The organism is Paraburkholderia panacisoli (assembly GCF_008369935.1).
Classification (GTDB): Bacteria; Pseudomonadota; Gammaproteobacteria; order Burkholderiales; family Burkholderiaceae; genus Paraburkholderia; species Paraburkholderia panacisoli.
On the sequence record NZ_VTUZ01000010.1, the window covers coordinates 58,167 to 82,714 of the forward strand.

Annotated in this window: 23 protein-coding genes; 10 read left to right on the top strand and 13 right to left on the bottom strand. The window is 63.1% G+C overall.

What is annotated here, in order from left to right; all coding sequences use genetic code 11:
- Positions 1-204: 204 nt before the first annotated feature.
- The gene (locus tag FVF58_RS16680) at positions 205-1,395 is read left to right on the top strand and encodes a zinc-binding metallopeptidase family protein (RefSeq protein WP_246217086.1); all 1,191 of its coding nucleotides are present in this window, start codon (positions 205-207) and stop codon (positions 1,393-1,395) included.
- Between the two features lie 676 nt (positions 1,396-2,071).
- Here FVF58_RS16680 and FVF58_RS16685 read toward each other — a convergent pair.
- On the bottom strand, positions 2,072-2,494 hold the full coding sequence (locus FVF58_RS16685) for a phasin family protein (protein ID WP_149670979.1): 423 nt from the start codon (positions 2,492-2,494) through the stop codon (positions 2,072-2,074).
- Positions 2,495-2,857: 363 nt separating this feature from the next.
- Between FVF58_RS16685 and FVF58_RS16690 the strand changes: the two genes are divergently transcribed.
- A complete protein-coding gene (locus FVF58_RS16690) occupies positions 2,858-3,298 on the top strand; it encodes a hypothetical protein (RefSeq protein WP_149670980.1) in 441 nt (146 codons plus the stop codon).
- A 217-nt stretch (positions 3,299-3,515) separates the two neighbouring features.
- Here FVF58_RS16690 and FVF58_RS16695 read toward each other — a convergent pair whose 3' ends face one another.
- Positions 3,516-3,827, bottom strand: coding sequence for a hypothetical protein (locus FVF58_RS16695; protein WP_149670981.1), 312 nt, complete (start codon positions 3,825-3,827; stop codon positions 3,516-3,518).
- A 159-nt stretch (positions 3,828-3,986) separates the two neighbouring features.
- Here FVF58_RS16695 and FVF58_RS16700 point away from each other — a divergent pair, with 159 nt between their 5' ends.
- Positions 3,987-4,757 (top strand): DUF4410 domain-containing protein, encoded by a 771-nt coding sequence (locus FVF58_RS16700; RefSeq protein WP_149670982.1) that lies wholly within the window; start codon positions 3,987-3,989, stop codon positions 4,755-4,757.
- A gap of 323 nt (positions 4,758-5,080) precedes the next feature.
- Here FVF58_RS16700 and FVF58_RS16710 read toward each other — a convergent pair whose 3' ends face one another.
- From FVF58_RS16710 to FVF58_RS16720, 3 genes are all read right to left on the bottom strand, one after another.
- Positions 5,081-5,719, bottom strand: a complete 639-nt coding sequence (locus FVF58_RS16710; protein WP_149670983.1) for an RNA polymerase sigma factor — start codon at positions 5,717-5,719, stop codon at positions 5,081-5,083.
- Between the two features lie 34 nt (positions 5,720-5,753).
- The gene (locus tag FVF58_RS16715; RefSeq protein WP_149670984.1) at positions 5,754-6,770 is read right to left on the bottom strand and encodes a MerR family transcriptional regulator; all 1,017 of its coding nucleotides are present in this window, start codon (positions 6,768-6,770) and stop codon (positions 5,754-5,756) included.
- 245 nt (positions 6,771-7,015) lie between these two features.
- Positions 7,016-7,447: a response regulator gene (locus FVF58_RS16720; RefSeq protein ID WP_149670985.1), complete on the bottom strand. Its 432-nt coding sequence runs from the start codon at positions 7,445-7,447 to the stop codon at positions 7,016-7,018.
- 439 nt (positions 7,448-7,886) lie between these two features.
- Here FVF58_RS16720 and FVF58_RS16725 point away from each other — a divergent pair, with 439 nt between their 5' ends.
- Positions 7,887-8,138 (top strand): hypothetical protein, encoded by a 252-nt coding sequence (locus FVF58_RS16725; RefSeq protein ID WP_149670986.1) that lies wholly within the window; start codon positions 7,887-7,889, stop codon positions 8,136-8,138.
- Positions 8,139-8,362: 224 nt separating this feature from the next.
- On the opposite strand, the gene FVF58_RS51475 is transcribed toward FVF58_RS16725, so the two are convergent.
- From FVF58_RS51475 to FVF58_RS16745, 4 genes are read right to left on the bottom strand one after another with little or no spacing between them, the layout of a single operon-like run.
- Entirely contained in the window at positions 8,363-8,602 is a 240-nt protein-coding gene (locus tag FVF58_RS51475; protein ID WP_188130847.1) for a hypothetical protein, read from the bottom strand.
- 12 nt (positions 8,603-8,614) lie between these two features.
- Positions 8,615-8,926, bottom strand: coding sequence for an AtuA-related protein (locus FVF58_RS16735; protein WP_149670988.1), 312 nt, complete (start codon positions 8,924-8,926; stop codon positions 8,615-8,617).
- A 1-nt stretch (position 8,927) separates the two neighbouring features.
- On the bottom strand, positions 8,928-10,286 hold the full coding sequence (locus tag FVF58_RS16740; RefSeq protein WP_149670989.1) for an acyclic terpene utilization AtuA family protein: 1,359 nt from the start codon (positions 10,284-10,286) through the stop codon (positions 8,928-8,930).
- 25 nt (positions 10,287-10,311) lie between these two features.
- Complete coding sequence (locus FVF58_RS16745) at positions 10,312-11,616, bottom strand: CitMHS family transporter (RefSeq protein ID WP_149670990.1); 1,305 nt, start codon at positions 11,614-11,616, stop codon at positions 10,312-10,314.
- Between the two features lie 98 nt (positions 11,617-11,714).
- Between FVF58_RS16745 and FVF58_RS16750 the strand changes: the two genes are divergently transcribed.
- Complete coding sequence (locus FVF58_RS16750; protein WP_149670991.1) at positions 11,715-12,620, top strand: LysR family transcriptional regulator; 906 nt, start codon at positions 11,715-11,717, stop codon at positions 12,618-12,620.
- A gap of 56 nt (positions 12,621-12,676) precedes the next feature.
- On the opposite strand, the gene FVF58_RS16755 is transcribed toward FVF58_RS16750, so the two are convergent.
- The 3 genes from FVF58_RS16755 to FVF58_RS16765 form a co-directional block, all read right to left on the bottom strand.
- Positions 12,677-13,444 carry a tetratricopeptide repeat protein gene (locus FVF58_RS16755; protein WP_149670992.1) on the bottom strand — a complete coding sequence of 256 codons (768 nt, stop codon included), beginning with the start codon at positions 13,442-13,444 and terminating at the stop codon, positions 12,677-12,679.
- Between the two features lie 210 nt (positions 13,445-13,654).
- Positions 13,655-15,016, bottom strand: a complete 1,362-nt coding sequence (gene dctA / locus FVF58_RS16760; protein WP_149670993.1) for a C4-dicarboxylate transporter DctA — start codon at positions 15,014-15,016, stop codon at positions 13,655-13,657.
- A 158-nt stretch (positions 15,017-15,174) separates the two neighbouring features.
- Positions 15,175-16,341 carry a mandelate racemase/muconate lactonizing enzyme family protein gene (locus FVF58_RS16765; protein ID WP_149670994.1) on the bottom strand — a complete coding sequence of 389 codons (1,167 nt, stop codon included), beginning with the start codon at positions 16,339-16,341 and terminating at the stop codon, positions 15,175-15,177.
- A gap of 116 nt (positions 16,342-16,457) precedes the next feature.
- Between FVF58_RS16765 and FVF58_RS16770 the strand changes: the two genes are divergently transcribed.
- The 5 genes from FVF58_RS16770 (at position 16,458) to fabI (ending at position 22,957) form a co-directional block, all read left to right on the top strand.
- Entirely contained in the window at positions 16,458-17,381 is a 924-nt protein-coding gene (locus FVF58_RS16770) for a LysR family transcriptional regulator (RefSeq protein WP_149670995.1), read from the top strand.
- Between the two features lie 324 nt (positions 17,382-17,705).
- Entirely contained in the window at positions 17,706-19,985 is a 2,280-nt protein-coding gene (locus FVF58_RS16775) for a DUF3141 domain-containing protein (protein ID WP_149670996.1), read from the top strand.
- 59 nt (positions 19,986-20,044) lie between these two features.
- Positions 20,045-20,986 carry a phosphate acetyltransferase gene (locus FVF58_RS16780; RefSeq protein ID WP_149670997.1) on the top strand — a complete coding sequence of 314 codons (942 nt, stop codon included), beginning with the start codon at positions 20,045-20,047 and terminating at the stop codon, positions 20,984-20,986.
- A gap of 10 nt (positions 20,987-20,996) precedes the next feature.
- Positions 20,997-22,175 carry an acetate/propionate family kinase gene (locus FVF58_RS16785; protein ID WP_149670998.1) on the top strand — a complete coding sequence of 393 codons (1,179 nt, stop codon included), beginning with the start codon at positions 20,997-20,999 and terminating at the stop codon, positions 22,173-22,175.
- A gap of 2 nt (positions 22,176-22,177) precedes the next feature.
- A complete protein-coding gene (fabI, locus tag FVF58_RS16790) occupies positions 22,178-22,957 on the top strand; it encodes an enoyl-ACP reductase FabI (RefSeq protein ID WP_149670999.1) in 780 nt (259 codons plus the stop codon).
- 122 nt (positions 22,958-23,079) lie between these two features.
- On the opposite strand, the gene FVF58_RS16795 is transcribed toward fabI, so the two are convergent.
- Positions 23,080-24,258, bottom strand: a complete 1,179-nt coding sequence (locus tag FVF58_RS16795; RefSeq protein WP_246217087.1) for an SMP-30/gluconolactonase/LRE family protein — start codon at positions 24,256-24,258, stop codon at positions 23,080-23,082.
- Between the last annotated feature and the right edge of the window lie 290 nt (positions 24,259-24,548).

Below are 24,548 nucleotides of genomic sequence, written 5' to 3' on the forward strand. Positions count from 1 at the left end.
GTTCGCCGTCGATGGCCGGCGGTGCGGGCGGCCTGGCGAAGCATAGCTTGCCTCGCAAGTGCCAGGCACTGCACCAAAGCGGCGCAGCAGCCGTGCACGATCCAGCACGTACTGTGCGTTAAAGCAGTGACATCTGGCAAATGCGGCATGAAGATTGCGGCAGGTATGCGCTCATAGCTGCCTCCCACCCACCAGGCTCGACCGATGAAAACCTTCCACTGCAATTGCTGCTCGCAACTCGTCTTTTTTGAAAACGTTCGCTGCGAGCGTTGCGAGTCGTTGCTCGGCTACGTTCCGGAACTGGCGGAAATCAGCGCGTTCGAAGATGCCGGCGAGGGACGCTGGCGCAGCCTTCATCCGCGTGCGGACGGCGCGCTGTTTCGCCAGTGCCATAACTATGCCGTCGAAAACATCTGCAACTGGATGATCCCCGCCGACTCGCCCGACACCTTGTGCCACGCTTGTCAGTTGACCCTCACGATTCCGAATCTGAGCGCACCGGACAACCGGCTTTACTGGTATCGCCTGGAAGGGGCGAAGCGGCGGCTGCTCTACACGCTGGCCGGACTCGGCGTCGACGTGAAGTCGCGCCAGGCGGACCCCGAGCACGGCCTCGCATTCGAATTCCTCGAGGACGGCGGCGACGGTTCGCGTGTAATGACCGGCCACGACAACGGGCTGATCACGCTGAACATCGCGGAAGCCGACGACGCGCATCGCGAGAAGGTCCGCACCTCGATGGGCGAGCCGTATCGCACGCTGCTCGGCCACTTCCGCCACGAGACCGGCCATTACTATTTCGACCAGCTGGTGCAAAACGATCCGCGCTGGCTCGAACCGTACCGCACGCTGTTCGGCGACGAGCGCGCCGACTACGGCGAAGCGCTGAACGCGTACTATCGCAACGGCGCGCCGGCCGACTGGCAGGCGTCGTACATCAGCGCGTATGCGACCATGCATCCGTGGGAGGACTGGGCGGAGACGTGGGCGCACTACCTGTTGATCGTCGACGTGCTGGATACGTCGACGTCGTACGGTCTCGCGCTGCTGCCCGACGATCCGCGCGAGCCCACGCTCACCGACCGCACGCCGGTCGAGGACGCCAGCTTCGAGAATCTGATGAAGCGCTGGTTCCCGCTCACTTATGCGTTGAACAGCTTGAACCGCAGTCTGGGGATGAAGGATGGTTATCCGTTCACGCTGGCCGCGCCGGTGGTGGACAAGCTGCGCTTCGTGCATCGGGTGATTGCGGCAGCCGGCGAAAAGGCGGCGCTGCTGACCGCTGAGACGCGGACGGCCGGGCAGACCGCGGCGACAGATATGAGGCAAGCGGCCGGTGCCGGGCCCGCCGCAGGCAACGCAGCGCCCGAGCAGCAGACCGCCCAGCCTCGCTAGTTCGGCCGGGGGCTCGCTTTAGTTGAGACAGCTCGCAACTCGCAACTCGCCCCGAGCATCGCGCGAGCGATGCGGGCCGGGAACATCGGTTTCACGAGAATTCCTTCGAGGTGAAACGCCCGTGGCCAGCATGCCGGTCACGAACGCAAGACCAGGGGCGCACATCTGACCGGCGATACCGGTTGCATTCACACCGGTCGGGCTGCGTGAATGCGTCTACGGAGGGGCGGGGACGAAACTTTAATGGGTCGCGGCGAAGCGCCGCAATCGTTTGCGGGGCAATTCACACATTTGCCGGACGGTGGCCCGTTCGAGGCGCTTAATGATGAACGACGCGATCATGAGACGGCGCTGGTTTCACCCTGTTTTCGGGTGGTGGCGCGTCAGAAGCGAACAGTCGCAAGAGCATGACAGCGCGCGAGGAAATGTTGATGCGCGCCGCATTGCGCGAGTCGAAGTAAACGATTGCTGCAAAAAGCGTACTTCTGCGCCTCTTTCCTCTGACGAGAAATGTTAGAGGTGGCCTTTTCGTGTGAAGAGAAAGGGCAGCCTCAACCTCGCTCCAGCACTTGTGAAGCCGCGCAAAAAAATACCGCGAACGGCATCGGTCGTTCGCGGCATTGACTACCCGGCAACGAAACGCGTCACGCTCTAAGCGAGCGATTCGACGTTCTCGCTACTTCTTCTGCTGCAAGAGCGACTTCAGCTCCTGCACGTTTTCTTCTACGCGTTTTGCGATCACCGCATACGACTCCGCTTGCGTCTGATACGCAGCTTGCGCGAGTTGCTGCATATCGGCGAGCGACTTGTGCAGGCTCTGCTGGATCAGCTCGGCGGTTTTCGCCGAAGGCGCCGCGCCGCCGGCCGACAACTGCCCGGTCAACGACTGCAATTCGCTCAGCGTCGCGCGCAACATGTCCGCCTGTTTCTGCGCGAGCGACTGCATCCCCTGGAAGGCGGTCTGATTCGCCTGAACCAGTGCTTCCACATCCTTGCGTCGCGCTTCCATGATGGCGGGTACGTCGAAGCCGGGGAGCTTGAACTGCTCCAGCATTTTGGTGAAATCGCCAAACGGATTGGCGGCGTCAGGTCGGTCCATGCGAAATCCTCCTTAACGGTTGAATACTCGCCGGCGCTGCAGCGCCGCGACATGATTGCGTGACGGATGCAACGGCGGCTTCCTGTGCCGCACACCCCGCCAACGCTTGCTGCTTCTGGGGTCGGACGGCACATCGGTCCAATCATGCGCTATCCGAAAACATTGCGCCAGCGGTCCTCACCCTGGCTCGCCGGGCAGGCTTCGACGGACCTCAGGTGGTATTTGACGGCAGCGGCCGCTGCTCATGCAAGGTTTGGAAAGTTACGTGACGGCTTCAGTAACCCTACGAATCCCCATCTCGACTATCGTTGCTCATGTGCCGGCGCACTGTGACGCCGGCGTTGTCTCGAGGGGAGCGACATCATGAAAAAAGCAATCTTCGGCGCGGCCCTGGCCGCCATTTTGGGCGTGGCTGCAATGGCTACATTCGCGCAGGAGGCCCCGCCGCCGGCCGCCCAGATGCACGGCGAGCCGCAGCGCGGCGACGGAGCGCCGCCGCATGGCGCGATGGGTCCGATGATGGGTGCGAGGGGTCCGAGCTTCGCGGTGATCAACGATCTGGAGCAACTGCGCCGCCTGTATGCGATGAGCGGACATCCGGGCGACATCGTCGCGGTGTATCACGACGTGCTGAGCAAGACGCAGGATCCGATGCTGCGCCACTACATCTATGATTCGCTGGCTCGCGAGCAGTTGAAGCCCGCCAATCCGGAGCAGGCCATCGCGACGCTGCGCACCAGTCTCGCGGAAGACCTGGCTGCGGCGAACAAGGCGCCGCATGGTGTGCCGGGGCAGCCGCAATAAGTTCGTTCGCCACGCACACCCGTTCGCTACCAGCGCTTGCGCCGTGTCCCCGTCGTGTCCCTTTTGAAAGCGGCGCGGCGTTGTTCACGACCCTCGCTCACGCCTTGAAGCGGCGCCATCACCGCACCGGGTCGCGCATACGTTCGGCCCGCTGCGTTGGCTGCCCCACACTATTGCCTCACTGCCCACTTTTTCATCTTGCGCCGGGTGACTAGCATTACTGCACTGACATGCCAGTACCCGGTGAAGAATGCGCTATCCGTTGAATCTGCTGGTCGCCGCCGCGCTGCTCATCTTCGTCCTGAGCTGCATCCTCAAGCTTGCTTTGAACTGATACGCGATTTGCGCGCCGCGCGCGATACCACCGCTTCACCCCGCTCGCCGACAAGGCTGAACTCCACTCGCACGCGGCTTCTGGCACGTCACATCCACTTCCTTCCCGCGCCACGCAACCGCCACCGGCACCGCTTTTGCGCGTGACATCACTCGAAATAATTGCTGAATGGAGTTCGGCGAGCGATTTGCCCATACTTCGTTTCGCTGCCGGTGCGTACGAAACAAGGACGCATGAGATCAAGGGTGCTTCAAGTGCGAATACGTTCGCCGATGATCAACGATCCCACGGTTGCCCGATCATCGGCTGATACGTTCGAACATTCCGGCACCGCGTGCCGACGACAGGATGAACATGTTGACTTCAGCGAATTTCCTCAAAAAGAACGCCACCCGTTTGGTCTGCGTGGCGATGGTCTGCTGCACGGCGTTGCTGACCGGTTGCGCCGGCAGCGGCATCAGGAACACGAGCGAAGCGAGCGCGCAGCCGCAAGTGCGTCCGGACACCATCTATGTCTACACGTTCGACGCCAATCCCGATCAGGTCAAACTCGACGATGGCGGCATGCTGCAGAAATTGAAAACGCATATCGGCGGTTCGTCGACCGAGCAAAAGCAGGTCGCCGATGCGGACCAGGTACGCGAGCAGGTCGCCGACGAAATCGTGCATCAACTGCAGGCGAAGGGTCTGCACGCGATTCGCGCGGATGCCCCCGCGCCCGCCGACCAGAACGTGCTGCTGGTGCAAGGCAGTTTCGATACGATCGACTCCGGCAATCGCCGCCGTCGCGTGCTGATTGGCCTCGGCGCAGGCAAGAGCCAGGTGAGCAGCTCGGTGCAGATTCTGTATAAGCCCGCCGGGGGCGCACCGCGTCTCGTGCAAAGCTTCACCGCCGACGCGGACAGCGGCAAGGCGCCGGGCATGGCCGAAACCGCCGGCGTGGGCGCGGCTGCAGGCGCCATCGCGACGACGGCGGCAGTGGGCGGCGGCTTGCACGCCGTAACCGAAACCAAACGGGCCAGCGTGTCATCGGACGCGAAGCGCCTCGGCGATGCGGTGGCGAAACAGATCGCACAGATCGGTGTCGACGGTGGATGGTTGTCGACAGAGCACACGAAGAGCTGATCGAACACGCCCGGTTGGGTCTGGGCGCGTGAAAAACGGCGCGGCAGCGTGGAGCGAAACTCCACCCCGCCGCGCGTTTCATTTCATTCACGCTTTCGTATAGCGCAGCCACACCGCATCGTGTTCCGCTTTTTTGACCGATGTCAGCTTCAGATACGCGGGCGCCTGCCACTTGTCCATCGGCACTTCGAATGAAGAAGGATACTCGCTGAGCCCATCGTGTCCGACACACGCTCGACGAGTCGGGCGCGACGGACATGTTCCACAAGACGTGCTTCCTTATAGCCATGCAATCCTGAACAAACCAGCAGAAATCTCACACATCACGCCGCCCTCACACCGTCACGATCAGCAGCCACGCGGCGTTGCCGCCCGTCGATCATGATCCTCATCGACTCCAGCCCGCGGCTGATCCAGCTTTTCACCGTGCCAACCGGCGCATCCAGCGTGTGCGCGATTTCCGATTGCGATTGCCCGCGGAAATAGGCAAGCGCGATCGCTTGCCGCTGCACCGGCGTGAGCCGGCCGAGATAAAACGACAGGCGTTCGGCATCCAGAGAAAACTGCTGCGCGAAGTCAGTGTCGTCGTCCGGTATTGCAAAGCGCTCCCCCCGTTCCTCTTCATACGCGCCCGAATGCGCATTGCGCCGCAAATAGTCGAGCGCCTGATTCTTCACGATGGCCGACATCCACGTGGACGGCGACGACATCCTCGGATCATACGAACCGGCAAAGCGCCAGATCTTGAGGAAGCCGTCCTGCACCACCTCTTCGGCGGATTCGGCGGATCGGGTCACGCGCATCGCGAGACCGAATAGCGTCGGCGCCGAGGCGCGGTACAACGTCTCGAACGCACCGGCGTCGCGCCGGGCGATTCGCTTGAGGAGCGCCGCGAGACAGGCGCTCTTTTCATTCAGCGCGTGCGCGCAGACGGCTGCATCCACCGAAGCATCATGTTGCATGGCGCATCCTCCGCGAACGGTGTGAGCTTGCGTGCTACTCCTGAACGGCCGGGGGCGGCGGCGCGGCGAACCAGCCCTCTTCGCGCGCGACCCGCTCGAGGGCGGTCTCGATCATCGCGCAGGCCCGGTTGCTGACGTCGCCGAGATAGCGATGCAGCGCGGCGTCCTGCGCCGAGCGCGACGTGCATTCGTCGCTATAGCGCTCGAACGCCGACAGCTTCATGACCAGCTCGGCCAGATGCCGCGGACATTCGCACGCGATCGTGGACGAGCGGCTCGCAATCGCTTCGAGTTCCCCATCGTCATAGCGACGGCGCGCGCGCGACCAGATGGCGTCGTCGCCGATGCGCTCCTGAATGCGGACGCGCTCGCAGAGGTCGCCTAGCATCTGACGGAATTCGGTGCGGCTGCCCGGCTCGCGGTACAGCCGCACGCCGGCCACTCGCAAACTTTCGGCCGACGCGCCGGTGCCAAAGCCGTAGACCACGGCGATTGCCCTGGCGCGGACTGCGTCGGCGAGCGCAATGATTTGCGCGGCGACGTCTTCCTGTAGCGAGTCCACGCTGACCAGCAGTGCGTCGATCGGCTCGCGGCGCTCGCCGCTTGCGCAGGCCTCGGCCAGATCGGCGAAGGTGATCAGCTCGTTGACGCCGTATTGCCGCACATCGACGCCGCAAGCTTGCAGATGCTGCGCGAGGTGGGCGCCGACCAGCGCGAGCTTGAGATCGGTGCTTGCGGCGCTGCCCGCGTCCGGCGAAGCGCCCGCCTCACGCGCATTGCGCGCCGCCAGAAATTGCAGCTGCTCCCGGTCGAGCCGCGCGATCGCGCCGATCGCATGACCGCGGCTGACCAGCAATTTGATCAACGTGAGTCGCCGGACGTCGTCTTCCGTATACAAACGCTGGCCTGACGCGGTCTTGGCCGGGCCGACCACGCCATATCGGCGCTCCCAGATGCGCAGCGTGGTGACTGGCATCTTCGCCAGACGCGCCGCCTCGCCGCTTCGGTAGCCTTGCTGGGCTGTTGTTTGGTCGCCATTTGAAGTCACCATGAAACCCTCAAAGTCGCGTCTCCCGATTCAAGAATACGCGCCTTTACGACATTGTGAAACGCGTTTGAGGCTCATTTTGCGCCATGAAACGGATTTTTTGATGCGTCAGGTGTTCAGGGCCTGGGCGTGCTTTCCCTTGAAGCGGGCACGCTTGTGCGGCGGCAGGCCGCCAGGTGTCGGCGGCGGCGTGGTGAGGTGGGATATGGCGCGAACGAGTTGGCGTTTGTCGTAAGGCGAGGTATGCCCTATTCGCGCCAAAGCCTGCGCATCAGCGCGAGCAAAGCGGTCGGCGCCGTGCCTTTTTGACAATAGCCGTCGAAATTATGACGTGCCTTGCCGGTTTCCTTGACGTGGTCCTCGTCGAGCGATGTGAACGCGACGATGCCGAGACTCTGGGTCGGCAGATAGCTGCGCAGTGCGCTCGCCGTTTCATAGCCGTCCCGCCCCGGCATCATGATGTCGAGCACGACGACGTCGGGCACCCAGTCCTTCACGCAGCGCAGCGCCTCCGTGCAACTCATGGCGGCACGGGCTTCTATGCCTTCATAGGAGAGATAGGTGGCGAGCGCTTCGGCCGCGCCAGCGTTGTCGTCGACGACTAGCACGCGAGGCACTTCGTGCAATACCCGGACCTCGCGGGCGCTCCATCGTTGGCAGGTAGACGGTGTTCGGGACATGTAGGGCAACGTGCGATAAAAACATCAATGCTCAGCAAACCGCGTACCCACGCGCTTCGCAGCATCTGAACACCGCCAGCACCTGTCGATCCCGACCTGGGATACCGTCGACCTCGGCGCGCGCCATGCGGCCGTGCTGTCCGGCAAGCCGACGACGTTCTGCGCCAGCGTGCTGATCGTTGCGAACAGGCCCTACTGTGCTGCGCCGAAGGGCGGCTATCTGACGTAAGGCGCGGCGCGCGCTCCTGTTGTCGATGACGACGGACTTCTGATCGTCGGATGCGGGGGCGCCTCCGGGCGACTTCGCAGCATGATGGAAAACGCTGCTGACATCGCCTGTATTGAGGTAAGCGCCTCATGGGAAAAGGTAACAGTTACCACAACAAAAAATGAAACATTACAATGACCTTTCTTTAAATCCGCGAAGGGAGGACATGCAATGGTTCTGTTTCACCGTGGCGCAGCAATTCAGGCGTCCGCTATCAGACATGGCCACATGTTCGTCGGCCGCGCCTGCATTTTGAAGGAAGACGGCGAATCCACCTCGCTGGGTGATCTTGGTCCGTTCGCAAGTCCTGCCTGTGCATACGAGTTTGCTGTGCGTTGTGCGAGTGCTTTCGTGGATGGCGTGCCGATGCCTCGTTGCCCTATCAGCAAATCCTCGACCGTCGACGATTCGGCTCATCATTGACGGCTCTCTCCAAAGCACATTGCATCCCGGCGCAATAGCGCCAAACACAATCTGCCAGGCAAGGAGACGTCATGTACAAACCCGTACTAAGCCGCTTTCAATACACCCGCAAGCACGGTAAGCGACGCACCTACGACGTAACGATCAACCTCGTGCAAAAGGCATCCGGTGTCTGCTCATACGCAGCGTGGGTGCATTTCCAGGCCGAATTCAAAGGCTCCGGATTAATGCTCCCACTCGTTGCCAATACGCGTGACGCTGCCGTGCTGGAAGCGCAAATGCGTGTTCAGACAGACATCGACAATCTGATTGGGATCGTCGAATAGGGAACCGGCTAGCGCGGGGCGAATCCGGGCGCTGTCCTGATCGTTCATTTGCGCGTCATCGCCCACCACGAAGGCCGCATCCGCATCGCCTTCATGATTCAACATGCCGTCCGCTCTCACGCCGACGGCATGTTGCACATCCACTCCTGCCTAAGGCAAGTCAGCGATCTCCAGGCTCATCAACGCCGAACTCAAGGATTTTCCATGCGCATCGAGAGCGAGTGAACGCGTGACACCGCCGCCCAGCGCATCGCCAAGTACAAAGTTGAATGCCGCAAGATGCGGAAGTTCGTAGCGAACGACATCCCCACGCACGACCTCACGCAAATGCAACTTCACGCGGTCCGCGGATAACTCGCGCCGGAGATGTTCGTAGTGACGCGGGTCATAACAGATGACCGACACGTTCAGCGTATTGCCCTTGTCGCCCGTTCTGGAATGGGCCAGCTCTCGCAGTTTCATCTCATGCCTCCACGAACTCGAATGCCGGATTGACGTCGACGCGTGGCAGCAGCACGGATTGAACCGCAAGCACTTCTCGCGTCAGCCTGGTGACGCCACCGCCACCGGCCGGACCATTCGTATAGAGCGTTTCGACTTCGTTGCCGATTCTCACGGCTTCCGCCACCGAGGCCGTACGTCCCGCCACGCGTGCGCGCACTTCATACGGCTGCGCATCGCAAGCGCCCAAAGTATCGCCATGCAAAGCGTTCACGCCAATCAGATCGAAGCGCAGCTCGCTCGTGTCGACGCCGGTGAGTTGCAGCCTTTGCCTGACGACATCGAGTGCGAGCCGGCCTCGCTCCACCGCGCCGGGACCGGCGTACGATATCTGCCCTTCCCCGATGTAGCCATCGGCGTAGGCCACCGACACCTTGAGCGTATCGGTGCGCGGCGTGCCGCGCCCCCCGCTCACACGGACGCGATCCGGCGCTTCTTCGGTCACGCGAACACCGGTGAAGTCAGCGACCACATCGGGTTGCAAATATCTGGCCGGGTCATGAATCTCGTAGATCAATTGCTCCTTGCAGGTCGCCTCGGTCACGCGGCCGCCCGCATGCGCCACTTTCGTGACGATGACGGAACCGTCCTCGCCGACTTCGCCAATCGGAAAACCGAGGCGCGCGAGCTGCTGCACATCCTTGAAGCCCGGGTCGGCGAAATAGCCCCCGGTCACCTGGCCCGCGCATTCGAGCAGATGCCCGACCACGGTCGCTTGACCTAGCGTGTTCCAGTCGTCCATTTTCCAGCCGAACTCATGGATCAACGGCGCCGTGAAAAGCGACGGGTCCGCCACGCGCCCCGTCAGCACGATATCCGCGCCGGCCGCGAGCGCGGCGACAATCGGCGCGGCGCCCAGATACGCGTTGGCCGACACGATGCGCTCGTTGAACGAAGCGACGCTTTCTGCCGACTCCACGAAATGGAAATCGCCTCGCCGCACGACGTCGAGCACGTCATCGCCGGTGACGGCGGCGATCTTCAGCCCGTCGAGTCCGAGTTCGCGCGCGATCGCGGCAGTCCTTTGCGCGGCCGCGATGGGGTTGGCCGCGCCCATGTTGGAAATGATGCGCACGCCGTGACGCGCCGCAACCGGCAGCACCGCTTTCATGCGGGCCTCCAGCAGCGGATCGTAGCCGAGCTCCGGGTCTTTGCGCCGGCTCTGCTGCGCGAGCGCGATCGTGCGCTCGGCAAGGCATTCGAACACGAGATAGTCGAGCGCGCCGTATTCGGCCAGCTCGACCGCGGGTTCGATCCGGTCGCCGGAATAACCCGCGCCTGCGCCGATGCGCACGCGGCGTTGGGATTGAGTTGTCGTCATACGGATATCGCCTTTCGGAAAAGCTTCACAGAGGAAACACGCCGAGCACGACGCAGGCGATCGTCATGACGATCGACGCGCCGAACAGCAGCGGGAACGTGAATTTCTGGTGGTCGGCGAGATCGATGCCACACAGGCCGACGACGAGAAACGTCGCGGGCGTGAGCGGGCTCACCGGAAAGCCCGTGGTCATCTGGCCGAGCAACGCGGCCTGGCCGACGTGCACCGCCGGCACACCGAGTTGTCCCGCGACTTCGGCCACCACGGGTAGCACGCCGAAGTAAAACGAATCGGGGTCGAACAGCATGCTCAGCGGCATCGAAACGAGACCGAGCGCGATGGGAATGTGGCTCGCCATCGCCTGCGGCACGAAGCCGACGGCGGCCTGCGCCATCGCCTTGAGCATGCCGCTGCCCTGCATGATGCCGGTGAAAACGCCCGCTGCGAGAAGAATGCCGGCCATCATCAGCGCGGCGCGCGCATGTGCATCGATCCGCTTGCGCTGCATGTCCACGTTCGGATAGTTCACCATCAACGCGATGCACAAGCCCACCATGAACATGATCGCCGGCGGCACCTTCTCACCCAGCACGACCATCGTGCCGAGCACCACCACGGTCAGGACGATGTTGAACCAGAAGTTCTTCGGCCGGCGCAGCGCCTGTTCTTCAGCGGTGAGTTCACGCCGGGGCATCGGCACCGCGCCGTCCGCGCCGAAGTACCCGAGCCGCTTCTCTTCACGCCGGCCGAGCCAGAATGCCATGCCGAACACAAAGACCAGTCCGACAATCTGCACGGGAATCAGCGGATTGAACAGCGCCGAGACAGGAAGATGCAGCGACGCCGACGCGCGGATCATCGGCCCGGTCCACGGCAGAAAGTTGATGCCCGCCGCCATCGACACCGCGGCGGCCAGTACTCGCCGATCCATTTTCAGGCGGTCGTAGAGCGGCAACATCGCTGGAATTGTCACCAGAAAGCACACCGCGCCCGAGCCGTCCAGATGAATCAATAGCGCGAGCAGCGTCGTGCCCATCACGATGCGAGTCGGCTTCGTGCCGACTGCCCGCAGTATCCGGTCGATGATCGGGTCCAGCGTGCCCGCGTCGGTGATGGTTCCAAAGTACAGGATCGCGAACACGAACATGCCGACGACCGGCGCGAGACTCTTCAGTCCGTCGAGCACGAACTTGCTTGTCTGAAACCCGAAGCCGCCAACCAGCGAAGCCGCAATCGGCACGATGATGAGCGCGACGAGCGGCGACATGCGTTTCGAAAGGATCGCCCCGAGCAGGACGACGATGGTGGCCAGCCCCAACAATGGAAGCATGAGCTTGTCTCCGACGTGTTTTTTAATGTGACCCAGCGTAATTTCACGCCTACAATAAATCAATTGAAATGATTTGATCGCAACAATCACAAAACGTAATGGATCTGAACTTCCGCGATATTCGCGCTTTCATCGCCGTGGCCCACGCGGCCAGCTTCACGCGCGCGGCGACGCGTCTGAATCTCTCGCAGCCCGCGTTGACGGTGCAGATTCGCCGTCTGGAACAGACGGTCGGCGTGCGCCTGCTGGATCGCAACAGCAGGAACGTCGCATTGACGCCCGCGGGCCGGGAGCTGCTGCCCGTGTTGCAAAAGTCGCTTCACGACATGGAGCATGTATTGAGCGACGCGCGGGCGCTCGGTGACGGCACGAGCGGTACGGTGAGAGTCGCGTGCCTGCCGACATTCGCTGCGAGCGTGTTGCCCGAGTTGATCCACGATCTGAAGAACGAGGTGCCGCGCGCGCGCTTTTACATTCGCGATGTCGTCGCGGATATGGTGAATACGTTGGTGCGCAGCGAAGAAGTCGACATCGGGCTGACGGGGGGCGATCTGTCCGATACGGATTTTGAAGTTTTGCACGCCGGTGTCGACCGTCTGGTGGTCGTATGCCCGAAGGAGCACCGGTTGGCGCGCGGGCGGCACGTCAAGCTCGAAAATCTTGCCGGCTTGCCGCTGGTATTGACCGCGCCGGGTACGAGCGTCAGGGCTGTGGTCGACGCCGCGTTTGCAAGCAGCGGCTATACGCCCGACATCGCGTGCGAGCCGACCTATATGATGACCGCGGTGGCGATGGTGCGCGGCGGGCTGGGCGTGACGATTCTGCCAGGCTCGGCTCGCGAAGTTCTCGCCGAACCGGGGCTGGTCGCGCGACCCATCGCAGATCGGGCGTTCGTGCGTCCCATTACGCTGATCAAAAAGCGCGGGTGTACTTTACCTTCAGTGACCGAGAAGTTCGTCGCGGCGATGAAGAAAAAAATCGGCGCGACACGGCGCGTTCCGTAGAAAAGTCGCAGCGGCTCGAATGAGCCGCACGCGCCTTCAACCGGCGGAACCCTCCTTCATCGACGCGCGGGCGCCGTCGCCAGCGCAGCCTGCGCACGCTGCAGCCATTCGCGGTTATGGTCCCTTGCGTGGCGCGGCCAGTGTTTGGCATCCTGAACGATTTCCCTGTACAGCAGGTCGGCCCGTTCGCGATCCGCCACATCGGGTTGCGCGGCCAGCCAGTCCGCGAACAGACAGCGCGGGGCCACGTCACTCGCGCACGTCAACGACTGCTCGAACGCCGCGCGCGTGCCGGCGGCCCCTAGCGCGGCAAGCGTGCGTGCATACAGTAGCGCCGGTTCACCTTGATTGCGGGCCTGCGGGTGAGCCGCGAAGAGTTTCGCCAGGGTCGCGTCGGCGGCCGCGGGGTCGCCCATCGCGAACTGCGCGCGCCCCAGGCCAAGCAGCAACGCGGGGTCGTTCGCGAACGGGCCGTTCGCGGCAGCCTGATAGTGTTCGAGAGCTTCACCGGCATTACCAGCCGCGAGCAACGCTTCGCCGAGCCGCATGCGGTGCTGAACGGTGGGCGCGCGGTCGAATTCAGCGCGCGCCTCGCGCACCGCGCGATTGGGATCGACGAACTGCGTGATGGCCTGCGTGGCCGCGCGCGCGCCGCGCGATTGACGCAGGCTCGGCAGGTAGATGGCGAACAAATACACCACGCTGCCCAGCATCGGAAAAACAAACAGGATGAACAGCCAATACAGGCCCTGGTTAGTACGGACCGCGTGCACCGCAAAGCAGATTGCGATGATGACGTGAAGACCGATTCCGAAATATGGCATGTTTGTTGACCCTTCGAGGCTTAGGGAGCGCTTGTGGACACAGCCGCGCTGCTTCTTCATAAGCAAGTTTATTACAGGGCGAACAGGACCATCGGAAAAGGTCCTTACGGGTTAATGCAAGTCACCGCACGGGACACGCGCGCAGGAGCAGGACGCCATGACCAAGCGCCCTGCTGTGAGTCACATGGGGACAGTGGCCGTTGCTCCACGTCAATGCATACCTGAGCGGATCAGCGGTTCCTTCGCGGCGACTGGCCGCTCCTGCGCTTCCTGATCAGCAGACCTCGGTGCGTCGATCCCTCCCGCCGACTCCCGGTCGAGCACGGCGCGCGCCCTGCTCATATCGAGCGCCCCTTCCCAGCGCGCGACCACGATGGTCGCAACGCCGTTGCCGATCAGATTGGTCACCGCACGGGCTTCGTTCAGAAAGCGATCGACGCCCAACAGCAACACCAGTCCGGACACAGGGATCTTGTGCATGCTGGCGAGCGTCGCGGCGAGCGCGACGAAGCCGGCCCCCGCCACGCCCGCCGAGCCTTTCGACGTGAGCAGCAAAACGCCGAGCAGCAGCAACTGGTCCCAGATCGTCAGGTGGATGTTCATCGCCTGCGCGACGAACATCGCGGCCATCGTCAGGTAGATCGCGGTTCCGTCGGCATTGAAGGTGTAGCCGGTCGGCAATACCATGCCGACCACCGGCCGCGAGCAGCCGATCTGTTCCATCTTGATGAGCATCTGCGGCAACACGGCTTCTGTCGACGCGGTGCCGAGCGTAATGAAGATTTCATCCTTGATGTAGCGAAGGTACTTCCACAAGGACAGTCCGCACATCCGCATCACCAGTCCAAGCACCACGGCCACGAAGAAAATCGAAGTCAGGTAGAGGCACAGCATCAGTTGACCGAACGAGGCCAGCGTGCCGATGCCGTACCTGGCGATCGTGAAGGCCATGCCGCCGAACGCGCCGATCGGTGCCACGTACATCACGATACGCACCACGCCGAACATGCCCTGCAAAAACATGTCGAGCATATCGACGAACGGCGCCGTGCGCGGCCCCAGCCTGGCGAGAGCAACCGCGAGAAGAACCGAAAAGAAAATGATGGGCAGAATCTCGCCGTTCGCAAACGCTCCGACGATGCTGTTCGGCACGATGCTCATGAAGAAATCGAGCATGCCGTGTTGCTGCGCGGCGTGGGTATAGCTGGCAATCGCCGAACTGTCGATATGCGCGGGGTCGATGTTCATGCCGCTGCCGGGCCGGATCACGTCCACGATCACGAGACCGATCATCAGTGCGATCGTCGACGCGACCTCGAAGTAGAGCACCGCCTTGACGCCCACTCGACCCGCCTCGTGCAGGTCGTTCATCCGCGCAATGCCGACCACCACCGACGCGAAGATGATCGGCGCGAGCAGCATCCTGATCAGTTTGATGAACAGGTCGCCGAGCGGTTTGAGTTGCGAGCCGATATCCGGGTAGAAGTGTCCGACAAGAATACCGGCCACGATACCGATTAGAACCTGCACATAGAGTCTGGTGAGATATTTTCCGATCTTTGCAACCCGCATGTCTGTCTCCTATGCGTGGCGTCTTCCATTAAAGTCCGGACCGGCTGCTCGCGGCGGCGCCTCACGCTGCCGCGAGTACGGCCGGATCTCGCCTGCGTTTTTCTTTATTGTTTTAGTGCTGCGCCGATTCGTCGGACCGGCGCGCGGGTGCCGGCCGCTTATGCGGACAACTTGCGCATCTCGGCAATCAGATCGGCTTTTCCTTCGAAGCCGATGCCCGGCAAGTCGGGCATGGTGATATAGCCGTTGTCCACTTTCACGCCATCCGGAAAGCCGCCATACGGCTGGAACAGATCCGGATACGATTCGTTGCCGCCCAGACCCAGGCCGGCCGCGATGTTCAGCGACATCTGATGGCCGCCGTGAGGAATGCAGCGGCTCGGCGACCAGCCGTGCTGATGCAGCATGTCGAGCGTGCGCAGATACTCGACGAGGCCGTAGCTCAACGCGCAGTCGAATTGCAGCCAGTCGCGATCCGGACGCATGCCGCCGTAGCGGATCAGGTTACGGGCGTCCTGCATCGAGAACAGGTCCTCGCCGGTGGCCAGCGGCTTGTCGTAGTAATTGCGCAGGGTCGCCTGCAGTTCGAAATCGAGCGGGTCGCCCGGCTCCTCGTACCAGAACAGATCGTATTGCGACAATGCCTTCGCGTACTGGATGGCCGTGTCGAGATCGAAGCGGCCGTTCGCATCGACGGCAAGTCGCTGCCCGTCACCGAGCACGCTCAGAATCGAGTCGATGCGGCGCAGATCTTCGTCGAGCGACGCCCCGCCGATCTTCTTCTTCACGACCGTATAACCACGATCGAGATAGCTGCGCATTTCGTCTTTCAGCTTGCCGTGATCCTGGCCCGGGTAGTAATAGCCCCCCGCCGCATAGACGAAAACCTTGCGCTCGGGTCGGCCGTTGCCATAGCGATCGGCCAGCAACTGGAACAGCGGCTTGCCTTCGATCTTCGCGACCGCATCCCAGATCGCCATGTCGATCGTGCCGATCGCTACCGAACGCTCGCCGTGACCGCCCGGCTTTTCGTTCATGAACATGGTCGCCCAGATCTTGTGCGGGTCGAGGTTGTTGCCGGTGGAGTCGACCAGCGTCGAGGGATCGGCTTCGAGGATGCGCGGAATGAAGCGCTCGCGCATCAGCTTGCCCTGGCCGTAGCGGCCGTTGGAGTTGAAGCCGTAACCGATGACGGGCTGGCCGTCGCGTATCACGTCCGTCACCACGGCGACGAGACTCAGCGTCATCTTGCTGAAGTCGATGTAGGCATTGCGGATCGGGGAACTGATCGGAACGGTCTTTTCGCGGATTTCAACGATTCTCATGGGATGTCTCCGTGTAGCACGGCCGGTTGTCGAAGCAACGGGCTGTGGGAGTGCGTAGGTTATGCGCGAGGACCGGCGTTATGATTCACCTAAAGTCACTTCTTTATTAACTCAAGGTGAAAAGCGATCTGTCGTCCCAGCTGGAGTTCTTTGTGCTGCTTGCGCGGCACGGCAACCTGTCCGCCGCCGCGCGCGACATGGACATCACACCGCCGGCCGCCACCAAACGGCTTGCGCAACTGGAGGCGCGGCTGGGCGTGCGGCTCGTCAACCGAACGACGCGCAGCATCAGTCTGACGGCCGAAGGCGAGACCTATCTGGACTACGCGACGCGCATCCTGAACGACGTGCGGGAGATGGAGGAAGTCGTTTCATCCAGCCGGTCGGTGCCTAGAGGGCTGCTGCGGATCAATGCGACGCTGGGATTCGGGCGCACCACGATCGCGCCGCTCGTCTCCGAGTTCGCGAAGCGCTACCCGCACGTCGAAGTGCAATTAGACGTGACGGACAGGCCGATCGATCTGGTCGAAAGCGGTGTAGACCTGGCGATCCGCTTTGGCGAGTTGCCGGACAAGCGGCTCAACGCGCGCCGGGTGATGTCGAACCGCCGGTTCCTGTGCGCGTCGCCGCGCTATCTCGAACTGCACGGCACGCCTCGAACGCTTGCGGATCTGGCGGATCATCAGTGCATCGTTCATCGTCAGAACGACAACGCGTACGGCATCTGGCGTCTCGTCCAGAACGGCGAGGCACACGCGGTGAAGGTGCACGGCATGCTGTCGAGCAACGACGGCGACATCGTGCTCGGCTGGGCGCTCGACGGTCACGGCATTCTCGTGCGATCGGAATGGGATCTCGCGAAGTATCTGGAAAGCGGACGCTTGCGGGTCGTTCTTCCCGAGTTCGCGCAGCCATCAGCCGACCTGTTTGTCTATTATCCGAACAAACGCAACCAATCGGCGCGCGCGCGGGCATTCATCGACTTTCTCGTAGATCGCTTCAAGCGGAACGCGAATACGCTGCCGCCGGTTCCCGCGTAACGCGGCTGCGTCAGGTCCATGCGACGCGGCAAGCGGACCCGCGGCGCACGCGCTGCGCGCTCGGAAATCAATTCCGGTTTGCCAGTCGAAACTTCACCGTCTAAACTGATTTGGTTGATGCGGTGCAACACATGCGGTTGCGACTCCGTGTCACGCATGTGACAAGCCGCCTGGCCGTGCTATCCGTTGTATCGCTGATCCTGGTGAAAGCCGCGCCTTTGACAGAGCGCGCCAGGTCTCGCCCAGTTCCACACCAGTTGCGTAAAACCGCAAACGTGGATGCCTCGGGGCCGGGCCGACTACCTGAGGGAGTTCGAAGCGAACATGACCCAGTCACAACCGCTACCCGCCTCGCCTGACTTTAGCGCCCCTGCCGCTCCCTATGGCTTGCCGTTCGTGCAGGCCGCCGTCGAGTACTCCATCGATGCCTGGCAACGCGGCGTACTGTTCGCCGACGTGATGCGCGAGCGCGGCAACCAGTATCAGGCCCACCTGCAAGAACGCACGCCGAACGTGCTCGACTTCGGCGTCGAGCTGATCGTCGACGGAAGAACGTTGCCGCGGCCGGTCAACTATGGCCTCGTGCGTATCGTCGCCCCCGACGACCTCAAGCCCGACCGCGACGCCGTCAGCGCGCACGATCCCGGCCGCCTGCGCCCATTCGTCGTGTTCGATCCGCGCGCGGGGCACGGACCCGGCATCGGCGGATTCAAGCGCGACAGCGAGATCGGCGCCGCATTGCGCGCCGGACACACGTGCTATTTCGTCGGCTTCCTGCCCGACCCGGTGCCGGGCCAAACGGTCGAAGACGTGATGCGCGCCGAAGCGACGTTCCTTGAAAAAGTCATCGAATTACATCCGGACAGCCCGGGCAAGCCCGCCGTGATCGGCAATTGCCAGGCCGGCTGGCAAGTGCTGATGACGGCCGCGATGCGTCCGGACCTGTTCGGACCGATCATCGTGGCCGGCGCGCCGGTGTCGTATTGGGCCGGCTGGCGCGGCAAGAATCCGATGCGCTATTCCGGCGGACTGCTGGGCGGTTCGTGGCTGACCGCGCTCACCGGCGACCTCGGCGCCGGCCGCTTCGACGGTGCGTGGCTGGTGCAGAACTTCGAGAACATGAACCCGGCCAACACGTTGTGGACCAAGCAGTACAACCTCTACGCGAACATCGACACCGAGGCGCAGCGCTATCTGGGCTTCGAGAAGTACTGGGGCGGCCACGTGTTTCTGAACGCGGCCGAAATGCAGTACATCGTCGATAACCTGTTTGTCGGCAACCGGCTCGTTCAAGGCGAAATTGTGACAGCGGACGGGGTTCGCCTCGATCTGCGCAATATCCGTTCGCCGATCGTGGTGTTCTGCTCATACGGCGACAACATCACGCCGCCGCCGCAAGCGCTCGGCTGGATCACCGACCTGTATCGCGACGACGCCGATCTGCGCGCCCATGATCAGACGATCGTGTACGCGACGCACGACAGCATCGGGCACCTCGGCATTTTTGTGTCCAGCAGCACGGGGCGCAAGGAGCATCGCGAGTTCGTCAGCAATGTCGATCTGATCGATCTGCTTCCGTCAGGTCTGTATGAAGCCCAAATGGGAAAGAAGACCACCGCCACCCCGCACGCGGAACTCGTCGCAGGCGAGCATGTGCTGGCCATCACGCGGCGCAGCCTCGACGATGTGCGCGCGATCGTGCAGCCCGACCCGGCAAGCGACCGTCGCTTCGCGACGGCGGCTTACGTGTCCAACGTCAATCTCGGCCTGTACCGCAGCTTCATGCAACCGTGGATGCACGCTTGCGCGGCACCTTGGGCCGCCGATCTGACGAGCCGGCTCCACCCGCTGCGCGTGCCCTATGAGTGGTGGTCCGACCGCAATCCGCTCGCGGCGAACGTCGCCCAACTGGCGCAGAACGTGAAGCAGGAGCGCAAGAGCGTCCCCGCCGACAATCCGTTCTTGCAGATGCAGACGGCCATGTCGAACGCGATCGAAGCGTCGCTCGATTACTACCGTGATATGCGCGATGCCGCGGTCGAGCAGATGTTCGAGACCCTCTACGGCGCGCCGTGGCTGCAGGCGATGGCCGGCCTTCCCGCCCCGCTCGGCAATCAAGAGTCCGCCCCGGTGACGCCGCCGGACGCTGCACAAGAACGGGAACGCGACGCGGCGGTCGCTGCCGAGCACGAACGCCTGCGCGCGGCCATGACGGCGGGCGGTCTGGCCGAGGCGAGCGTGCGCGCGTTGCTGTTCGTGCGCCGCACGCACGGCGAAGCCGACGAGCGGCGCTTCAATCTCGCGCGAGCGATGCTCGGCACGTTATCCGATCGCGGCATTCTGGCTTTCAAAGAGGTGGTCCGCGAGCAGGCCACATTGCTGCGCTTCGACAGCGACGCCGCTATCGACGCGCTGCCCGCCTTGCTGAAAGGCGTGCCGCCGGCCCAGGTACGCTCCGCCGCACGCCACCTGGAGAAGCTCTCTGCGACGCTCGCCCTCGATGAGCACGAACGCGCCGATCTCGATCGCGTGCTGGCGATTTTCAAATCCGAGGAGAAAGCGAAAACGACTCAGCGAAACGAGGTTCATCAGAAGGTCGAATAACGCGCGTCATTTCATGTCTGCCTATCCACCCACGTTGTGAGCCATCGAGGGTCTAGCATATGGAACATCACCGCGAGAAGTACGAGCGACTCATTGCGTTTGCGGCCACGCTGCCGCCCACGCCGACCGCCGTCGCGCATCCGGTCGATTACGATTCGCTGTCGGCGGTCATCGAGGCGACCCGGCTTGGGCTGATTGCGCCGATCCTCGTCGGGCCGCGCGCGAAGATCATGGCGGCGGCGCGGGAAAGCAACCTCGACCTTGGCGATCTGCCCATCGTCGACGCGCCGCACAGCCACGCGGCCGCGGCCGCCGCCGTGCGACTGGTGCACGAAGGCCAGGCGCAGGCACTGATGAAGGGCTCGCTGCACACCGACGAACTGATGGCCGAAGTGGTCTCGCGCGCCACGGGCCTGCGCACCGCGCGCCGCGTCAGCCATTGCTTCGTGATGGATGTGCCGGGCCACGAGGAGCCGCTCATCATCACCGATGCGGCCGTCAACATCTCGCCGACGCTCGACGAGAAGCGCGACATCGTGCAGAACGCGATCGACCTGGCGCACGCGATGCGCTTTCCGGTCGCGCGCGTCGCGATTCTCTCGGCGATGGAGACGATCAACTCCAAGGTCCCGTCGACCCTGGACGCGGCCGCGCTGTGCAAGATGGCCGACCGGCACCAGATCACCGGCGGCATTCTCGACGGGCCGCTCGCACTCGACAACGCCATCAGCATGGAGGCCGCAAAGATCAAAGGCATCGAGTCGCCGGTCGCGGGGCAGGCGAACATCCTGGTGGTGCCGGACCTCGAAGCGGGCAACCTGCTCGCGAAGAGCCTGTCGTTTCTCGCGGGCGCGGATGCCGCGGGCATCGTGCTCGGCGCGAAGGTGCCGATCATTCTGACGAGCCGCGCCGACTCGGTGATAACGCGGCTCGCGTCCTGCGCGGTAGCTTCGCTGGTCGCGCTTGCGCGGCGCGAGAGGCTTGCCGCGGTCATCGCGTAAGGGTGCCGGCATGGACGTCATTCTCGTCATCAATTCCGGCTCGTCGAGTATCAAGTTTCATGCGTTCTCGGTGAGCGGCGGCACGCTCGAGCCGATCGCGGGCGGCAAGCTCGAAGAGCTGTACACCACGCCGCGTTTGCAGGTAAAGCGGCAAAACGGCGAAGTGATCGAAGAGCGGCGCTGGCCTGCGGGAGAACTGCTCGGCCACGACGATGCGATCGCGTTTCTGCTCGACTGGCTGCGCGCGCATGCGGGCGGCGCGACCTTGCTGGCCGTCGGGCATCGTGTCGTGCATGGCGGCGAGCGCTATTTCGAGCCGGTGCGCGTCGATGCCGAGGTGTTGGACGCGCTCGAGGCGCTCGTTCCGCTGGCGCCGCTGCATCAGCCGCACAACCTTGCGGCGATTCATTCGATCGCGGCGCGCAATTCTCAGGTTCCGCAAATCGCCTGCTTCGACACCGCGTTCCACCACACGCAACCGACAATCGCGACCCGCTATGCGCTGCCGCCCGACATCACGAGCCACGGCGTGCGGCGTTACGGGTTTCACGGCCTGTCGTACGAGTACATTGCAAGTGCGCTGCCGCAATACAGCGAGCGGGCCGCGCGCGGCAAAACCGTGGTGCTGCATCTTGGTAACGGCGCGAGCATGACCGCCATGGACGGCAGCCGGAGCATGGCGAGCACGATGGGATTCACGGCCGTCGAAGGGCTCGTGATGGGCACGCGCTGTGGCAGTCTCGATCCGGGCGTGGTGTTGTGGATGATCGAGGAAGCGCATATGGATGCTCGCGCGATCGGCTCGCTGCTCTACAAGCGCTCGGGACTGCTCGGCGTGTCCGGCATTTCGAGCGACATGCGCACGCTGCTCGCCAGCCACGCGCCGGCCGCCGCCGAAGCGGTCGACCTGTTCTGCTACCGGATCTCGCGCGAACTCGGTTCGCTGGCGGCCGCGCTCGGCGGGCTCGATGCGATCGTGTTCACCGCGGGCATCGGCGAATATGCGCCGCCCGTGCGCGAGCGCGTGTGCCGCCTGGCAGCGTGGCTCGGCGTGTCGCTGGACGCGAGCGCGAACGCTCGACATGGACCGCGCATCAACGATACGCAAAGCGCAGTCGAGGTGTGGGTCATCCCGACGAACGAAGAACTGATGATTGCCCGGCATACGCTCGAACGACTGGAGGGATGAGCATGGATAAGCTTTCGGCGCAGCCGTTCTCGGAACGCAAGGTGTTGATCGTCGGAATTGCCAATGAACATTCGATCGCCCACGGGTGCGCGCGCGCATTTCGCGAGCTGGGCGCGGACCTCGCGATCACCTACCTGAACGACAAAGCAAAGGCCTACGTCGAACCGCTCGCCGAAGAACTCGGCGCGTCGATGCTGTTGCCGCTCGACGTCTCGAAGCCCGGCGAACTCGAAAGCGTATTCGATACGATCCGCGAGCGCTGGGGACGGCTCGACGTCGCCGTCCATTCGATTGCGTTCGCGCCAAAGAACGATCTGCAAGGCGGCCTTCTCAACAGTTCCGCTGAAGGCTTCGCGCAGGCGATGGACATCTCGTGTCACTCGTTCATCCGGATGGCGCGACTCGCGGCGCCGCTGATGAACGAAGGCGGCTCACTGTTCGCGATGAGCTATCTGGGCGCGGCGCGGGTCGTGCCCAATTACGACTTGATGGGGCCGGTCAAGGCCGCGCTCGAAGCGTCGTGCCGTTATCTGGCGCATGAGCTTGGGCCCAGGCGTATTCGCGTGCATCCGATCTCGCCGGGTCCGTTGAAGACGCGCGCGGCGTCGGGGCTGAAGGACTTTGATCTGCTGCTCACTGAAGCAGCCGCGCGCGCGCCGATCGGGGAACTGGTGGATATCATGGACGTGGGGTATACGTGCGCGTTTCTTGCTACACCCTACGCGCGGAGGATGACTGGGAATACAGTTTATGTTGATGGCGGGGTTAGTATCATTGGGTAGGTCGTTAAATAACTTAAGGCCGATGACCTCGTCGAAGCGGTTGCCGATCCTTGCGAAAATGAAAGAGAAAGACTGCACGCGCGCACCTTGATTGCGTGATGCGCCGCGTGCAGCGTTACACCTCATTGGCCCGCGTTCTCGAACGGCAGATGCCAGACGGTCACGGTGTTCGTGTTGTCGTCGACTGCCGCAAAGCGCACGAATTCATGCTTCGGCTGCCCAAACGCGATTCCAAACGGACCATCGACTGCCGGGTCGATGGAAAACCGCGCGACGAAGCGGCCTTGCGGCGTAAACTCGATGATTTCGCTCGGATGCTTCGGATCGGGGTTGATCGCGTCGCCGTTCGCGGCGAACAGATGGCCGTTCGGGCCCAGGGCCATTCCGAGCGGGCCGTGCAGACGGGCGTTGTCCGCGTAGATCAGCACGCCCTTGCCGCCTTCGTGGTGCGAGCTGCCCGCGCCGGAGACGGCGAAGATCGCGTTGTCGGCGGTCGAGGCAACATAAAGTACATCGCGTTGCGGATCGTAGGCCAGTCCCGTGGGTCCGAGGACCAGTGCTGATGGATCGGGGCGAAATGCGTAGTCGGAGGCGATCCTCGTGGCGCGGTTCAGATGGACGCCGTCGTCGTCGATGCTGACGTCGAGCCTCGTGACGGTGCCATCCAGCACGTTGGACACAAATACCTTCGCATGGTCGCCCTCGTCGAAGATCGTCAGATCCCAGGGACCGTTGATCTTTGCCGCCTGGGGCATCCATTCCGCAATTTGCCTGCCACTTCGATTGATCACCAGCAGCGAGCCGGCCGTTGGGGACGTACCGTTCACGGTCGGTACATTGCCGACCAGTACGAAGCCGGCTCTGAGCACACCGAGCGCGGTGCTCAGACCGAGACGCGCCGGACCCTGGAAGAACGTGACCGGGTTGCCGCGCGGCACGATCTTGACGATGGTGGTGCCTTTGCCCTGAAGGTTGCCGGCGCTCTGCGAGTTGTTGAAATTGGACACGAGCAGGTCACCTGCTGCGATCGTGCCGTAGCCGGGGAAACCGTCGGGCACGAACACGACGCCATACGGATTGAGGTCTCCGTTGGTGGGCACCGTCGACGAGGTGACGAACGAGGGCGGCAGCAGCGCCGTGAGGTCATCGGCAATCGCACTGCCCGCTGACGAAAGCGCGAGACTGGTGCCATATAGCGTGGTCAGCAGCAAGCGTTTCAGCGCGCGGCCTTTTCCACGGGCAGCGCGGTGGCACGGTTGCCAGCCGAACTTCGGAGTAAGACTTTGCATGAGGGGATTCATGACTTCGCTCTCCACGAATGCCGCGGGGCGGGCGCGTCTGTTGTCGCTGCACGCATCGCGTGCCGGCCGCCGCAAGCGAATTTCGCCCGTGTCCGCGCAACGGACACTAGCACAGCAGTCCTGCGACTCGAACGCGGGTCGCGCAGCGTCGGCAGCAGTGGGGCGAATTACGTCAACCACGCAAAGGCAGACCCGTTGCCGGCGAGTGCGCGGCGAACGAGGCATGCGTCATTCACAACGAGAACTGGATCGTCCGATGGCGAACGCGAATGCGGGCGAAGCGTGTGCAG